Raw genomic sequence first — 17,405 nt, forward strand, 5'->3', positions numbered from 1 at the left:
TTAAAGTTTTCATAAAACTCTAGAAAGGAGGTGTTCCAGCCGCACCTTCCGGTACGGCTACCTTGTTACGACTTAGCCCTAGTTACCAGTTTTACCCTAGGCGGCTCCTTGCGGTGGCCGACTTCAGGTACTCCCGGCTTCCATGGCTTGACGGGCGGTGTGTACAAGGCCCGGGAACGTATTCACCGGATCATGGCTGATATCCGATTACTAGCGATTCCAGCTTCACGGAGTCGAGTTGCAGACTCCGATCCGAACTGTGACCGGCTTTATAGATTCGCGCCTACTCGCGTAGTGGCTGCTCGCTGTACCGGCCATTGTAGCACGTGTGTAGCCCAGGACGTAAGGGCCGTGATGATTTGACGTCATCCCCACCTTCCTCTCGGTTTGCACCGGCAGTCTCGTTAGAGTCCCCAACTTTACTTGATGGCAACTAACGACAAGGGTTGCGCTCGTTATAGGACTTAACCTGACACCTCACGGCACGAGCTGACGACAACCATGCAGCACCTTGTGATATGCCCGAAGGAAGATTTATCTCTAAACCGGTCATATCACATTTAAGCCCTGGTAAGGTTCCTCGCGTATCATCGAATTAAACCACATGCTCCACCGCTTGTGCGGGCCCCCGTCAATTCCTTTGAGTTTCAATCTTGCGACCGTACTCCCCAGGTGGGACACTTATCACTTTCGCTTAGTCACTGAATAACTCCAACAACTAGTGTCCATCGTTTACGGCGTGGACTACCAGGGTATCTAATCCTGTTCGCTACCCACGCTTTCGTCCATCAGCGTCAGTATATACCTAGTAGATTGCCTTCGCAATCGGTATTCTATGTAATATCTATGCATTTCACCGCTACACTACATATTCTATCTACTTCGATATAACTCAAGTCAATCAGTATCAAAGGCAGTTCCATAGTTAAGCTATGGGATTTCACCTCTGACTTAATTGACCGCCTGCGGACCCTTTAAACCCAATGATTCCGGATAACGCTTGCACCCTCCGTATTACCGCGGCTGCTGGCACGGAGTTAGCCGGTGCTTATTCTTACGGTACCGTCAACTATCTACGCGTAGATAGGTTTCTTCCCGTATAAAAGCAGTTTACAACCCATAAGGCTGTCTTCCTGCACGCGGCATGGCTGGATCAGGCTCGCGCCCATTGTCCAATATTCCTCACTGCTGCCTCCCGTAGGAGTCTGGTCCGTGTCTCAGTACCAGTGTGGGGGATCCCCCTCTCAGGGCCCCTACCTATCGTAGCCATGGTAAGCCGTTACCTTACCATCCAGCTAATAGGACACATAGCCATCTTTTACCAATAAATCTTTAATTATCAATCGATGCCAATCAATAATACTATGGGGTATTAATCTTCATTTCTAAAGCCTATCCCCCTGTAAAAGGTAGGTTCTATACGCGTTACGCACCCGTGCGCCGGTCGCCATCTATCTGCAAGCAGATAATGATGCCCCTCGACTTGCATGTGTTAAGCCTGCCGCTAGCGTTCATCCTGAGCCAGGATCAAACTCTTCATCGTAGTGCTTTAATACTATCATTATGAAAAATTCTCTAAAGAAATTGAACTATATAAAAGGAGAAAACCTATTATATAATAACAATCAATATCTTACTCTTTATACGCTGTCAATCTCAATACTGTCAATGAACTCTTACTAATTTGAAAATTAACCAATCTACCAATTAACCAATCTACCAATCTACCAATTAATTCTCAAATCATAATCCTAGCCGAAAAACGGGAATCGAACCCGATAATTTTAACTAACTCAATAACTACTAGCCAGCCAAAAACCCTTCCAAAGTCTCACCTCTAACACTTTCCTACTTTCTAAGCGGTTGCAAATGTATAAACTATTTTCTTCCTAACAATAAAAATTCTAATATTTTTACCTGTTTATTTTTAACTTGTTTAAAAGCAATGAAATATACTCTAAAAACGATAAAAATAAAAAATGTTCTTTTAAAAAAAGAAGTCTTTTATAGTTATTTTTTAGATTTTTTCTTCTTTTTCATCTCAGCAAACATTTTCTTATATTCTTCAACATCTACCTTTCCTTTATTTTGTGCAGCAATCTTAGGAAAATCAAAGTCCAGCTTACTTTTTTGTGCCTCTAATGTTTCGTTTTGAAAGGCCCTGTATAATACATCTTCTATTAAATAATCTTCATTTACGGATTCCGGGTGGTATTCGGCTTTTAAAGATAGTTTAAATATGTTTGCCGTAACATTATACCAAAAGGCTTTCCACCCACTTCTCAGTTCTTTTATATTTTTAAATGCAGTTTTGCCTGTTTGCCTGTGAATCAGTTTGATTAAAATTCGGCCTTCTGTCCTTGTCATTTTTTTTAGCTGATCCGTAAACTCTCCTTCCAAATATTTTTGCGCCCTTTTTACATATTTTCTTCTTTTTCTTTTGGATGTTATTCTTTTTAACCGGCTATTTAAGCTATCTAATCTTTGTGAAGCCAGTTTTGCATACGGGTATGCCTTATGCACTTTACTTCTAAACCAATAATAATACCCGGCATCTTCGGGAGATTGGAACTTATGCTTAGGTAGTATTGAAAATTCATCTAAATTAATAGTTAATGTATCTCCTCTTTTAATGAGTATGTAGTCTTCTATATTTAATGGGATGGTATCTCTTTTTTGTGAATACACAAAAACAGAAAATAGTACCGTGAATATAAAAAGTATTCTTTTCAAAATCGTAGCTATAGGTCTGTAAATATACTTATTTTGAATATTGAAATACATCCAAACCAATAGCTAATTTTTCTACAGAATAAAAATTGATAGTATCACAGCTTCCTTCTATTATCTCCGGATTGTGTATCTATTAGCTTGTTATATGGATCTATACCTACTTCCGTTGGTTTTTTATCTACGATTATAGAAACCTTATTATTGATCTTTGTAATATGAATCTTTTTAAAATATAACGCTACCTCTTTCTTTTTGCCTTCTGTATCTTCTTCCGTAAATATACCCAAATCTATATAATCATTTAATTTTACGGACAGTATCGGTTTTTTCATCTTATCTGTTTTATAAGAAATAGTGTCTCCAACTTGTTCTACGTAATATCTTTTTCCTCTGTCATCATTTCTGTATTTACTTACATTGAACTCTATATCTACCTGGTATTTTCCGTTTTCAAGTTGTTTGTAAGAGGCTTCTGTTATTCTATTTTTATATAGCGTAATTGTTTCAAACATATCTTTGATTATATATTGTAAAGAATCCGGAGTCGCTTCTTTTATATAATTTACCATATCTATGGAGGTTGTATAAGGAGGTTCTTGAAACTGAACTTTTTCTACGTATTTTTTCAGAGCTTTATTCAAGTTTTCTTCTCCTATATAATCACTTAAGGCATAAAATACTAATGAGCCTTTTTGATAACGGATATATCCCTGTCCGTCATTATACATCAATGGTTTTTCTCTTTTGCGTTCGAATGTTCTTTGTTGCAGGTATCCGTCCAGTGCTTTTTTTAAAAATGTTCGCATTTTATTTTTTCCGTGTTCGTGCTCCAAGACTTTTAAAGATACATATTCCGACAGGCTTTCGGAAAGCATAGTAGCTCCCAAGACATCTGCTCCTATTACCTGATGCGCCCACCATTGATGTGCTACTTCATGTACTGTAATTGCAAACGGATAATCTACTCCATCTTCGTTTGTGTCATCTACGTCGGCAATAAAACCTACCCCTTCGGAAAATGGTATGGTATTTGGAAAAGATTGTGCAAAGCTTCCTGTAGTTCTCGGAAACTCAATAATCCTTGCTTGCCTGTGCTGATATGGACTAAAATTAGCGGCATTATATTCCAGTGAAGCTTTCATCCCTTTTATCATTCTGTCCAGATTGTATTCATGCCCTTTGTGATAATAAATCTCCAGACTAATCCCATTCCACAATTCTTTTTTTACTTCATACCTAGCTGAATTGAATGCGTAAAAGTTTAGTATTTTGCTATCCATTTTGTAATGAAAATATCTCCTTTTACTTTCTTTCCATTCCTTTATCAAATATCCGGGTGCTATGGCAATTTGATCTTCGGAAGTGCTAACAGTAGCTTCAAAATCTATCCAATCCGCATCTTTGGAAATGTAAGTATTGCCTAATGCTGTTGAGTCTGACGGGTGAGGCTGTAAATCATTTTTAGGCAATCCGTATTTTTCTCTAGTTTTATCATCTGTTAATTCTCTTCCGGGAGCATAACCAAGAGAAGGGAATAATTGAAAGTTATTGATAAAAGTTCCATTATTAATCACCGGGGAATTGTTGTTGAGTAATGTATTAGGATTGTTTTTTACTGTAAAGTTTAGCAACAGCGTATCTCCGGGCTTCAAACTTAATTCTAATTTATAAATGTCAAAATCATAAATCGTGTCTTCTGAAACCAAGGCCGCTTTCTGGTCGAATTGAAAAGTAGACGGGTAATCATTATGATTTACAAAAAGACTATCTATTTCAACAGCTGTTTTATTAACCATTGTATAACTCCCTCGGGCATCAAAATCTCTTTTTTCGGGAAAAATATCCATTTCAACATTTACCGATACGATTCTTGGTTGCTTATATTTTTCGTATTTTTTATACTTTTTCTCCCATTCCACCCGTAGTTTTTCCTGCTTTTTAGATGAGATGTTTTCTCCGTCCGAATCTTCTTCTTTTTGGATGGTTATCCCAAGTGATATAAAACCGATAAAGAAAAGTAAGGACCCAACTATTGTTATTCCGTGAAATCTCGACTTTGCTATTTTAATTCTTTCTTTAAAAGAATTTGGGATGCCTCTTACCCGGAATAATCCCGCCATAACGAGTAATATAAATCCACAGAACAGCCAATATGTTTTATATGCCATATATGGGTTAAATGATGTTCCATAACCATTCATGTCCGAGTACTCAAAGCCGGGGCCTTCATTATACTTATACAAATCATTTTCTATTCCTGCAAAATCCAAGAATCCAACCCCTATTGAAATTACTAACAATACAAATAATCCAAGATACGGGTTCCTGAATAGTGTTTGAACCCAAAGTGCTAACAAAGCCCAAATTACATAATTGATAAACCCGAGCCCATAAATTTCGTAAAAGTAATGACCTGTTTCAAAATCATAATATCCTTTATATGTTTGAAACAGGATGCCGGATACTATAATTACAAGTAATAGTACCATTTGCATTTTCAACAAGGCCAATAACTTAGACAACAACAGCACCCAATTGGGAATGGGAGTAACATCTATCAGGTGATTGACTCTAGCTATATTGGCTCTGTGTACTAACATTCCTGCATACAAGAAAGTGCATAGGTTAATGGATAATTTGAAAAAATTCCCTCCTAATAACATTTGCCATGTAACCGGTAATGTAGGAGTTCCAAAAAGATTCCCAACGGTAAATAAAACCGTTATTGTCAAGAGCAGTCCAACCAATACAATACATATAAAAGGTAAACTTTTAAAAATATATTTGAAATCAATTACCGATAATTTCCATATTGCTTTTAGGTTTTGAATAAAAGAATAATGGTGCCTGACCTTAGGCAGGTTAATTGTTACAATGCCTCCAAAGTTTCTTTTTGTACTTCTTTCCGCTTTGCTTTTTTTGAAATGGAAGCTAAAGGCATTTTGACTAAATGAAAAATACTTAAATACAAATCCAAAAACCAGTACAGATATGGTTAGCCATAGTAATAGATTGTAAATAATTACTTCTTTTACCGGCAATAGCATTTCGTTTTGTTCGGAAACAGTCCAGTATCTTGTATAATAATTAGCTGCTGATGCTCCAAAAGGATCTAGCAGTGCTGCCAGGTATCTTGTATCTTCTTCATTCAAAAGGCCTTCTGTTAATGCCTGAATAAAAAGCAATATGATTACGGTAATAAAACCTGCCGCTATATTTCTGGAAAAAGTAACTACCACAAAAACAATGGTTCCAAATAAAATGATATTTGGCAAAATATATACTAAATAAGAATGCACATATGCTTTGATATTGAATGCCCCGACAATATCCGGGTTGGTTCCCGGAAACCGAAACCCGATAAACATAAAAACCCCGATGGTTAATACAACACAGGAAACTACGAATATTGAACTTGAAAATTTAGCAAATAAATAATTGGCTTTGGTAAAAGGATAGGAATACAAGATGGTGTGCATTTCACTTTTAAAATCCCTGTATATGGAAACCCCGACAATAGACGGAAACAGGAAAAATATAAAGATAGACAGGGCATTAAACAAATTATTTACAGCCAAAGGAGAATTTACTATTCTCGACGAGCCCGTTGTAACAGTTAAGGAATCAAAAATTCCGGCAGCCGAAGCCGACAGAAGAATCGAAAGCAACGCAAAAATGCCTAGATAAACATAAAAAGCTGGTTTCTTAAACCAATACTTTATTTCTTGTCTGAATATAGTTAAAAACATACGTATATTTTTTAAGCCGGAATAGCTTTCATTGATTCATCTTTCTTCAATGCTATAAAATAGACATCATCTAACTGCGGATTAGCACTTTTAAAATGCTCTCCCGATTTATCCGTACTATGTACTCTAACATTCAATGAATTATCTTGGTTATAATTAGATGACAATACATTATATGCCAATTCTACTGCTTCCAGTTCTTCTCTTTGAATTGTTTTTGTCCATATTTGTCCTTTAATTTCTGCTGTCGCTTCCTGAGGAGTTGTATGTTGTAATATCCTGCCTCCGTTTAAAATAGCCATTTCGTTGCACAGCTCTTTTACATCATCTACAATATGTGTAGAAAAAATAACCGTAGAATTTGTACCTACTTCCCGTAAAACGTTTAAAAAACGATGGCGTTCGGAAGGGTCTAAGCCGGCAGTGGGTTCATCTACAATAATAAGCTTGGGATTATTTAATAATAATTGCGCGATGCCAAAACGTTGTTTCATCCCACCTGAATATCCTGCCACATTTTTTCTTCTCACATTGTATAAATTGGTAATTTCCAGAACTTCTTTTATTAATGCCTGTCTTTCGGATTTGATACTTACTCCTTTTAATGTGGCAAAGTAATCTAATAGTGCTTCCGCAGACATTTTAGGATATACACCAAAAGACTGTGGCAGGTAGCCCAATACTTTTCTTAAGGACATCTTATCTTTTAATACGTCGATGTCACCAAAAGTAACAGACCCCGAATCCGGACTTTGTAGTGTGGCGATGGTTCTCATTAATGATGATTTACCCGCTCCGTTCGGCCCTAAGAGGCCAAGCATCCCTGTTCCGATTTCAATACTCAGATCATCAATTGCCTTTACACCGTTTTTATATGTTTTTGTTAAATTCCGAATGACTAATTTCATTGTCGTACTGTTTTATCTTAATTTAATTATATGAGCCCTTTTTAACTTTGAGGCCTTCAAACTTTCAAACGTTGAGCCAAATATATCAAAATATACTATTTTAAATTAGCCATGAGTATCAAAGTAACCCTATTTGTTATAAATTTTAAATTTATTTGAACAAGTATTCTAAAAATCGTTTTATTTTTACGAAAATAAGTGTACAGTACTTCCGTATCATGAACAAAGTTTGGTGCACTAGACCTAACGATTAAATTTTTTTACTTTATATACTTAAAAAATGGCCAAAAAATCAATACTGAATAAAAAGTCGATACATTTTCTAGAAAACTATTTGAACAATGCCGCTCCTACAGGATACGAATGGAAAGGGCAGAAAATATGGATGGAATACCTGAAACCTTATGTAGATGAGTTTATTACTGATACTTACGGTAGCGCCGTTGGGGTAATCAATCCAAAAGCGGACTATAAAGTAGTAATTGAAGGACATGCTGATGAAATTTCCTGGTATGTAAACTATATTTCTGACAACGGACTAATTTATGTTATCCGCAATGGAGGCAGCGATCATCAGATTGCACCTAGCAAAGTGGTACATATCCATACTAAAAAAGGCATTGTTAAAGGGGTGTTTGGCTGGCCGGCAATTCACACAAGAAACAGGGCTAAAGAAGAAGCTCCCAAGGTCGAAAATATTTTTATTGACTGTGGTTGTACTACCAGGAAAGAAGTTGAAAAGTTAGGTGTTCACACAGGCTGTGTTATTACGTATCCCGATGCGTTTCATATTTTAAACAAAAAAAACTTTGTATGCAGGGCACTGGACAATAGAATGGGTGGTTTTATGATTGCGGAAGTAGCCAGGCTTTTACACGAAAATAAAAAAGAGCTTCCTTTCGGGTTGTATATTACTAATTCCGTACAGGAAGAAATAGGATTGCGAGGTGCCGAGATGATTACACAAACCATTAAGCCTCATGTAGCAATTGTAACGGACGTTACTCATGATACGACCACGCCTATGATCGATCAAAAGAAAGAAGGAGCTGTTGTAAACGGAAAAGGCCCCGTCATTGCATATGCTCCGGCAGTACAACAAAAATTAAGAGACTTGATTACAGAGACTGCTTTGGAAAAGAAAATTCCTTTTCAACGTGCTGCTTTATCCAGAGCAACAGGAACGGATACCGATGCTTTTGCATATAGTAATGGCGGTGTGGCTTCCGCATTGATATCGTTACCATTAAGATATATGCATACTACCGTAGAGATGGTACATAGAGATGATGTAGAGCATGTCATTCAATTAATTTACGAAACCTTATTAAAAATCGAAAACAGAGCATCGTTCTCTTATTTTAACTAATGAACCTAAGTACATGACAAAAATTTAGTCAAGTTCATATTGTTTTGATTTACAGGGTTTAATAGCACAGAAGCGATATAATCTAATCCATATTTGAATATGCTTTTAGCCATTCTTCCATGCTTTTTTATTTTGATAGGCTTAATCTGATGTAAATATATACCAACTTTGTAACACCATACGAAAGCCATCATTACAAGCAGTACTAATTTTTCAATACGCTTAATATCTTGCAGGTGTGTGTTTTCAATATCAAAGCCACTGGCTTTCATTGCTTTAAAACACATCTCTATCTGCCATCGTTCTTTGTATTGTTCAAAGGCCTTATCAGGAGCGTTGAACGATACAATGATTAAGAAATCAGGCTTTCCATTTTTTGGGTACAACTTGCATCCGGAAAGGAAACAAAGCTGACCATTAACACGTACAATTTTAGGATAATACACAAACTCATTGATCTTATGTGGATTAAACTGTCTCGTCCTAAAATAGGGCTACAGTTAATTATTAAAATTTATGCTACATTTTTGTGCACGTAATTAGGTGTTTTATAATCTAAAGATAAATGTAATCTTTTATTATTATATAATTTGATTGCATTTTTTGTTGCTTTTTTGGCGTGATTGATATTTGTAAATGTTTGGTCGAGGAAGAATTCATCTTTTAAAATTCCGTTAACTCTTTCGGCCATTGCGTTTTCGTAGCAATGATTTTCTTGGGTCATACTGATTTGTATCTTTTTTCTTTTCAAAATTTGAGTATAAACATTGCTACAATATTGTATTCCTCTATCAGAATGATGTATGATTTCTTCGGTATTTTTAGTTTGATAAATAGCTTTATTTAAAGCTCTAACACAGCCTTTAAGTTCTAAACTATCACTAATATCATAGCCTACTATTTTTCTTGAATACATATCAGTAATAAGTGCTAAATAACAAAATCCATTTATAGTTCTTATATAGGTAATATCCGAAGCCCAAACTTGGTTAGGTCTATTAATGATCAGGTCTTTTATGATATTTTTATATTTATAAAAACGATGGTAAGAGTTGGTTGTTTTAGAAGAATATTTTTTCCTTCTAATTAACAAATTATTTTCTTTTAAGATTCTAAATAACTGGTCTCTACCTATATTTATATTCTGTTTCCTAAAATCATTATGTAAGGATTTCATTAGCTTTCTAGTACCTTCTCTGGGTAATGTTTTCCTGCTTTTTTTAACAAGCATTATTACATTTTGTTCTATTTGTTTTTTAAGAACAAACCTTTTTTGATATTTGTAATAAGCATCTCTTTTTAACTCGAAAGCATTACAAATAGTAGCGATGGCGTACCTTCTTTTTTTTCTATTAATCGGTGCTATTTTCATTAAGGCTTTATGTTTAAGTTTTTTTTTAATTCTTCAACATTTTTATAGCCAAGATTTTCAGCAGCTACTTCAAGATAACTATCATTCACAAGTTTATCTAGATCCTTTTTAATAAGAAGATCTTTGAGTTGTTTTAGCTCTTTTTGAAGGGCTTTAATACGGGATAATTCGTCGTCTGTTTGCACGGTTACACGGGTGTTCATTAAATCTTTACGGTCATATTTTTTAATCCATACGTTTATCGTACTAGATTGTATGCCGTAAGTTAAGGCAATTTGTCTTTTGGAATGGTTTCCTTTGGTAAGTTCTGCTAATACTTTGAGTTTAAAACTCTCACTATAACGTCTTACATATCCATCATTTTTATACATATACTTGTTGTTTTTTGTATACATATTTCAGGACGGGTCAAACAAGTGAAATACTTTGATGGTTTTGTTCTTATCAGGAAGCTCTACCTTAAAGTTGTTTCGAATGCGGATATAATATTTGATTCCATTTGTATTCAAGAAATCCAACCAATGATTACCTACAAACTCTCTATCGGCTACAATGGATTTAATAACATCTTTGCCAAAAAGTCTTATGAAACGATTCACAAGATCAATACGCTCCTGACTGTTAGAGTTCCCTGGCTTATCTAACATAGTAAATAACAATGGGAAGGCAACACCTTTATAGACAACTCCCAACACGGCACCGTCAATTAATAAGCGTGTAATAAATGGGAAGGCAACACCTTTATAGACAACTCCCAACATAAAAATGTTGATGTTGGTCTGACCAAACTTCCAATTGGTCCTATCAATACTCAAGATCAATCCCTCTTGCTTAGGAAGGAGACTAAATATAAGACGAGCGATCAAATCTCCATCCAACGAATAATCAGCAATAAATCTTTGAATACGTCTGAGTGATGACTTCGAATCTACTGAGGTCTCAAAAGCGTTGGCTACCTTTTCAAAGGTAACTGTCTGTACCTTACAGAGGGCGATAATGAAATGTGATATGAGTTTGATTCTTGCCAAATTGATCTTACCTTGGAAATGAGAACTTAAAACTGAATTTAATTCACTACTTTTAGTGGAAGCATTGGTTTTTTTCATTAGAAAAATGAGTGATGTTATTCTTCTAATATACTGAAAATCAATGCTTTATTTTAATTATTTAACATTTAATTTACTGATAATCAATTAATTATATTTTTTGTCATGTACTAAACTAATGAACTCATTTAAACTTTTTCAATTTGCTAAAAAATTACTGTTTTCCGCTCTGTTTTTGTCTTTTTTTCCTTCCGTAGCGCTGTTATGCAACTCAAAAAATCCTTCAACAGCCCTAAAAACTTCTAATTTTCGCTTAAATCCAAAAAGTTTAAATGAGTTCAATGTCATTAACACAGCAAACAGCATTATTTGATATTCCGGAAGATATTAATTATTTAAATATTGCCAGTCTTTCCCCTTCTTTTAAACCTATAGAAGAAGCCGGCATAAAGACTGTTTTGGAAAAAAGCAGGCCCTATACAATTTCTACCTCGGCTTTTTTTGACCCGGTTATCAGGCTCAAAAAACTATTTGCGCAACTTATAAAAGCAGATGATTTCCGTCGTGTCTTAACCATTCCTTCCGTTTCTTATGGCATGGCTACTATTGCCAACAATATTCAGGTTTTGGAAACCTGTGAGGTTTAACCGTTTTAAAATGGTATAAGCGCCTCTCTTAAAATAGTAACAGGGTGTTTGGAAATGCGTTTGGTGCCGTCAAAAATTTGATGCCGGCAACTCGTCCCTGCCGCAGCAATCTCTGTATTTTCAGGGATACTACGTATCTTTGGGAATAAGGTATCTTCTCCAACCTGCATGCTTATCTTATAATGTTCTTTCTCGTATCCAAAAGAACCAGCCATTCCGCAACAACCCGTATTTAAAATAGCAGGTTCATAATTTTCCGGAATGTTTAACATCGTAAAAGTAGCATGTATACCGGACAATGCTTTTTGGTGGCAGTGCCCGTGAATTTTAAGAATCATAGAGCGCTTGGTAAACAGGTTTGCCTGAATGCGGTTATCATTATATTCGCTACTTAAAAATTCTTCAATTGTAAATGTATTTTCGGAAATAACCTTTGCCGAATCCAAATCATCGGCCAGTCGGAGGTACTCATCTCTGAAAGTTAAAATAGCCGAAGGCTCTATTCCTATTAAAGGAGTCTCCGGTGAAACCCATTTTTTAAAAACGGCTATGTTTTTATTTGCAATTTTCTTTGCTTCTTTCAAAAAGCCTTTGGAGATAAAGCTACGTCCGCTTTCTTCATGATGTATAATTTGAGGGTTATACCCCAATCTTTTTAATAAAATTACAGCGTCTTTTCCTGTTTCAACATCATAGAAATTGGTAAATTCATCACAAAAAAGATATACGGTTTTTGTACTATCGGAAGAAGGTTGTTTTTGATACCAGTTCCATAAGGTTTCAGGTGCCAGTTTTGGGATGCTTCGCGCTATTGCCACGCCCATTATTTTTTTGGCAAAACGGGTATTCAGAACTGTATTTGTAATTCGGGAAGCAATGCTTCCCAGTTTAGTATATGTTACATTATTAGCAAATAATTTACTGCGAAAGGAGTATCCGTTCACCTCTTGGTATTGGTAGAGAAATTCACTTTTCAAAGCAGCAACATCTACATTACTGGGACATTCGGAAGCACATGCTTTACAGCTTAAACAGAGATCGAAAACTTCTTTTAATTCTTTATGATTGAACGTGTTTTTCTTTTTTGAATGGGTTAAAAATTCCCGTAGCGCATTTGCTCTTGCCCGTGTAGTGTCTTTTTCGTTTTTGGTTGCACGATAACTGGGGCACATGGTTCCGCCGGCCGATGCCGGTTTTCTACAATCTCCGGAACCGTTACATTTTTCGGCTAATCGTAGAATACCTTCATTATCCGAAAAATCCTGGATGGTAGTGATTTCAGGTTCCTTTCTGTCCGTTTCATAGCGTAAATCCTGATCCATAGGAAAAGCATCTGTAATTTTTCCTTTATTGAACACATGGTTGGGATCAAACGCTTTCTTAATGTTACGTAAAATTTGATAATTGTCTTCACCTATCATCATCGGAATAAACTCGGCACGGACAATACCATCACCATGTTCACCGCTAAAAGAGCCTCTGTATTTCTTTACCAATTGAGCTGTTTCGGTTGTAATTTTTCGAAACAAATCAACATCTTCGGATTTTTTCAGGTTTAATATCGGGCGTAAGTGTAGTTCACCTGCCCCTGCATGGGCATAGTATACTGCTTTCTGCCGATATGTATCCATGATGTGTGTAAAAGCATCAATATATTCCGGCAAATCCTGTAAATCAACTGCCGTATCTTCTATACAAGCCACTGCTTTCTTATCGCCAATAATATTTCCTAATAAGCCCAACCCTGCTTTTCGTAAATCAAAAACACGTTTGATATCATTTCCGAAAACCGTTGTATAATGATAGCCAAAATGACTGCCTTTTAAATCCTGAACTAATGCACCCGCAAGTTCTTGAGCTTTCTGAAGGGTTGCTGCCTGTACTTCTAAAATGAGTACTGCTTCCGGATCCCCTTCCAAAAAAAACCTGTTTTTTGCCTGTTCCTTATTATTTTTAGTACAGTCCAGAATCACTTTATCCATCAACTCACAAGTGGCTAAATTGTGTTTCATGGCTACAACCGTAGCTTTTAAGCTTTCATTGATATTTGTAAAGTGAGGCAGCACCACAATACTAGCCGGAGGATTTACATCGTCTAATTGTAACGTAACAGCCGTAGTAAAAGCCAGTGTGCCTTCGCTTCCCGTTACTAATTTTGCCAGGTTAATATTCGGATGGGTACCTCCGAACAGTTCCGAATCTAACAATGCATCAATGGCGTATCCTGTATTTCTTCTGTGAATAGAGGGTTTCGGAAACTGTTCTTTGATTTCTTTTTGAACGGCTTCCGGCTCAAGCGCTGTCAGTAATGTTTTATAAATAGTGCCTTCTAAAGTTCTTTCTCTGCTTTTTTTTCTGAAACTATCGGAGGATATTTCTTCAAATACGGCGATTGATCCGTCACTCAGAACTGTTTCAATTCGCAATACTTTGTCTCTGGTAACGCCATTTTTGATAGAAGTGCTTCCGGAGGAGTTGTTACCTACCATTCCACCAATCATACATCTGTCGGAAGTTGAAGTATTGGGCCCGAAGAACAGGCCGTATGGTTTTAAAAACAAGTTTAATTCATCTCTGACAACACCGGGCTGTACCGTAATGGTTTTACTTGCTTCATCAAAAGCAAGAATTGAAGTAAAATGCTTGGAAACATCTACTATAATTCCGTCACCGACACATTGGCCTGCTAAAGAAGTTCCTGCTGTTCTCGGAATCAATGTAATCTTATTTTCAACCGCAAATGCAATAAGTGTCTGAATATCTTTTTTATCTTTCGGGTACGCTACTGCCAACGGAATTTTTCTGTATACGGAAGCATCGGTAGCATAGAGGGTTTTATGTAAATCATCAAAAAAAAATTCTCCCGAAAGAGAAGTATCAAGTAGTGTAAGTTTGCGTTTGCTGATCATTCCTTCTTATGATATGCATTTGAGCATTTGAAACCAAATGCTAAAAATAACACAAATTCGTTTGTTTTTGAAGTACTGTAAAGAAAGATATGATATTCATATATTTGTCTATACTTAAACGATATTTTTATAATGAAAAAGCTGTTATTTTTTACGATTCTATTATTTACCATAAGTATTACAAATGCTCAAAAAATAGATATAAGCTATTATATTCCGGGCGATGAAAGTTATAATGCAACGATTCCCACACCCAAAAGTATCATAGGACATGAAGTAGGGGAGTGGCACATTACACATGATAAGTTGGTAACTTATATGAAGGCTTTAGCGAAAACTTCTGACAGGATTTCCATAGAAACCAGAGGTCATACATATGAAGGACGTCCTCTGCTACTGCTGACCATTACTGCTCCCGAAAATCACCGGCGTTTGGAAGCAATTCGTAAGCACCATATAGCCGGTACAAATGACACCTCTATAGATGTTTCCAACGATCCTATAATTGTTTACCAGGGTTTTTCTATTCATGGAAATGAACCCAGCGGGTCAAACGCTTCATTAGCAGTTGCATATTATCTGGCAGCTTCTGATTCACCCGAAACAGTAGATTTGCTAAAAAATACGGTTATCTTATTTGACCCTAGTTTTAACCCGGACGGATTGCAGCGTTTTGCTTATTGGGCAAATACAAATAAAAGTAGGAATATAAATCCGGACCCAAATGATCGGGAATACAGAGAGGTATGGCCAAGAGGGAGGACGAATCATTATTGGTTTGATATGAATCGAGATTGGTTGCCTGTTCAGTTACCGGAATCGGGAGCCAGAATAGAAACTTTCCATAAATGGCTGCCAAACATTTTGACAGACCATCATGAAATGGGTTCTAATGCCACCTTCTTTTTTCAGCCGGGAATTCAGAGCAGAACCCATCCGCTAACACCAAAAATGAACCAGGAGCTCACTCGCGAAATTGCTCGTTTTCATGCAAAAGCACTGGACAAAATAGGCTCTCAATATTATTCCGAAGAGAGTTTCGATGATTTCTATTATGGTAAAGGATCTACTTTTCCTGATATTAATGGAAGTATTGGTATTTTGTTTGAACAAGGAAGTTCTCGCGGGCATGCTCAGGAAACTGATAATGGACTACTGACATTTCCTTTTACTATCAGGAATCAATATACGACTGCAATGTCTACTCTAAATGCTGCAAAAAATATGCGTATAAAAATCTTGAAATACCAGCAAGATTTTTATGCCAAAGCAAAATCCGAATCTTCAAAAACGAAGGCAATTGTTTTTGGAAATGAAAAGGATGGAGCAAAAACATATCATCTGGCAGAAATTTTAAAAAGACATCACATAAAATTTCATCATATAAAAGCTGATTTTTCTGCCAATGGAAAGCGTTTCAAGAAAGGCTATAGTTATATTGTGCCAATGAATCAAAAAAATCAACGCTTGGTAAAAGCTATGTTTGATGTACGAACTCAATTTCAGGATAGTCTGTTTTATGATGTATCCGCATGGAGTTTTCATCATGCTTTTGGGGTTGATTTTGCAGAAAATATTTCTCTTCATAAAGCCGGAGATGAGGTAAAAGATTTGAAATTTCATAACGGCAGCATTAACAAAAGCAATTACGGTTATTTAATGCCCTGGAATGAATACTATACACCTAAGGTTTTAAATGCTATCTTAAAAAAAGGAATCCGGGCAAAAGTAGCCATGAAAAGTTTTAAAAATGGTAATACTTCTTATGATTACGGGACTATTTTTATCCCTGTTCAAAATCAAAAATTAGATGCTGACCGTCTGTTCCATTTTTTAGAGAAAGTAGCTCAAGAGGGGCATCTGAAAATAGATGGTGTTACTACAGGTTGGAATGAGGGTATTGATTTAGGTAGCAATAATTTTAAAAACATAAAGCTGCCTAAAGTAGCCATATTGGTCGGCAATGGTATTTTTGGGAACGATGCCGGTGAGGTTTGGCATTTATTAGATCAGCGATATGATATGCATCTCACCAAATTAGATATGAGCTATTTCAACAAAATAGATATTAGCAAATACACTGCAATTGTAGTTCCGAATAGTAGTACTATTGATGCCAGCAGTATTAAAAAATTGAAAGCATGGGTTCGCAACGGCGGAATCTTAATTGGGTATAGGAATGCTGTAAGATGGTTGCATAAACAAAAGTTTATCAAACTGACATTGGACAAAGCAAAAACGGATACCGTGAAAAATGTTTCTTTTGAAAACAAATCCAAACAGACAGGGGCGCAGGTTATTGGCGGAGCTATTTTTGAAGCAGCTATCGATCGTTCTCACCCTGTTAATTTCGGATATAAAAACAATCGGATTGCTTTATTCAGAAATACAACCGTATTTATAAAAGCAGCTAAAAAGAGTTATAACAACCCCATTCAGTATACACAAAATCCGCTGTTAAGCGGTTATATTTCCAAAGAGAATGCCAAAGTCATTAAAAATACGGTTCCTTTTAAAGTGCAGCGAATGGGTAAAGGACGTGTCATTGTATTTACGGACAATACCAATTTTAGAGCTTTTTGGTATGGAACCAATAAATTATTAATGAATGCTATTTTCTTTGGAGATAAGATGTAAATACAGTTGAAAAGTTCCAAGTTTAAAATATCTAA

10 protein-coding genes, 1 rRNA gene and 2 pseudogenes are annotated in these 17,405 nt (G+C 36.1%); 3 read left to right on the forward strand and 10 right to left on the reverse strand.

Going from position 1 to position 17,405, the window contains the following annotated elements; genetic code table 11:
- Positions 1 to 21: 21 nt before the first annotated feature.
- The 4 genes from GKR88_08125 to GKR88_08140 form a co-directional block, all read right to left on the reverse strand.
- Positions 22 to 1,544: ribosomal RNA gene (locus GKR88_08125) — 16S ribosomal RNA — on the reverse strand.
- A 466-nt stretch (positions 1,545 to 2,010) separates the two neighbouring features.
- Entirely contained in the window at positions 2,011 to 2,784 is a 774-nt protein-coding gene (locus GKR88_08130; GenBank protein QMU64257.1) for a DUF4294 domain-containing protein, read from the reverse strand.
- Positions 2,785 to 2,828: 44 nt separating this feature from the next.
- The gene (locus GKR88_08135; protein ID QMU64258.1) at positions 2,829 to 6,482 is read right to left on the reverse strand and encodes a hypothetical protein; all 3,654 of its coding nucleotides are present in this window, start codon (positions 6,480 to 6,482) and stop codon (positions 2,829 to 2,831) included.
- A gap of 11 nt (positions 6,483 to 6,493) precedes the next feature.
- A complete protein-coding gene (locus tag GKR88_08140; protein ID QMU64259.1) occupies positions 6,494 to 7,390 on the reverse strand; it encodes an ATP-binding cassette domain-containing protein in 897 nt (298 codons plus the stop codon).
- A gap of 280 nt (positions 7,391 to 7,670) precedes the next feature.
- Here GKR88_08140 and GKR88_08145 point away from each other — a divergent pair, with 280 nt between their 5' ends.
- The gene (locus tag GKR88_08145; protein ID QMU64260.1) at positions 7,671 to 8,759 is read left to right on the forward strand and encodes a M42 family peptidase; all 1,089 of its coding nucleotides are present in this window, start codon (positions 7,671 to 7,673) and stop codon (positions 8,757 to 8,759) included.
- A gap of 5 nt (positions 8,760 to 8,764) precedes the next feature.
- On the opposite strand, the pseudogene GKR88_08150 reads toward GKR88_08145, so the two are convergent.
- From GKR88_08150 to GKR88_08170, 5 genes and pseudogenes are all read right to left on the reverse strand, one after another.
- Positions 8,765 to 9,232: pseudogene (locus tag GKR88_08150) on the reverse strand (transposase).
- A 41-nt stretch (positions 9,233 to 9,273) separates the two neighbouring features.
- Positions 9,274 to 10,131, reverse strand: coding sequence for an IS3 family transposase (locus GKR88_08155; GenBank protein QMU64261.1), 858 nt, complete (start codon positions 10,129 to 10,131; stop codon positions 9,274 to 9,276).
- The gene (locus GKR88_08160) at positions 10,131 to 10,502 is read right to left on the reverse strand and encodes a transposase (GenBank protein ID QMU64262.1); all 372 of its coding nucleotides are present in this window, start codon (positions 10,500 to 10,502) and stop codon (positions 10,131 to 10,133) included. Before GKR88_08160 ends, GKR88_08155 begins: the two co-directional genes overlap by 1 nt.
- A 30-nt stretch (positions 10,503 to 10,532) precedes the next feature.
- A pseudogene (locus GKR88_08165) lies at positions 10,533 to 11,237 on the reverse strand (transposase).
- 138 nt (positions 11,238 to 11,375) lie between these two features.
- Positions 11,376 to 11,519 (reverse strand): hypothetical protein, encoded by a 144-nt coding sequence (locus tag GKR88_08170; GenBank protein ID QMU64263.1) that lies wholly within the window; start codon positions 11,517 to 11,519, stop codon positions 11,376 to 11,378.
- On the opposite strand from GKR88_08170, the gene GKR88_08175 reads away from it, so the two are divergent.
- On the forward strand, positions 11,519 to 11,824 hold the full coding sequence (locus tag GKR88_08175) for a hypothetical protein (protein ID QMU64264.1): 306 nt from the start codon (positions 11,519 to 11,521) through the stop codon (positions 11,822 to 11,824). The two genes, GKR88_08170 and GKR88_08175, sit on opposite strands and share 1 nt — an antisense overlap.
- 5 nt (positions 11,825 to 11,829) lie before the next feature.
- On the opposite strand, the gene GKR88_08180 is transcribed toward GKR88_08175, so the two are convergent.
- Positions 11,830 to 14,733 carry an FAD-binding protein gene (locus GKR88_08180; GenBank protein QMU64265.1) on the reverse strand — a complete coding sequence of 968 codons (2,904 nt, stop codon included), beginning with the start codon at positions 14,731 to 14,733 and terminating at the stop codon, positions 11,830 to 11,832.
- Positions 14,734 to 14,865: 132 nt separating this feature from the next.
- On the opposite strand from GKR88_08180, the gene GKR88_08185 reads away from it, so the two are divergent.
- Positions 14,866 to 17,370 carry a zinc carboxypeptidase gene (locus tag GKR88_08185; protein ID QMU64266.1) on the forward strand — a complete coding sequence of 835 codons (2,505 nt, stop codon included), beginning with the start codon at positions 14,866 to 14,868 and terminating at the stop codon, positions 17,368 to 17,370.
- The last annotated feature ends 35 nt before the right edge of the window (positions 17,371 to 17,405 follow it).

This window comes from Flavobacteriaceae bacterium (assembly GCA_014075215.1).
Taxonomy (GTDB): domain Bacteria; phylum Bacteroidota; class Bacteroidia; order Flavobacteriales; family Flavobacteriaceae; genus Polaribacter.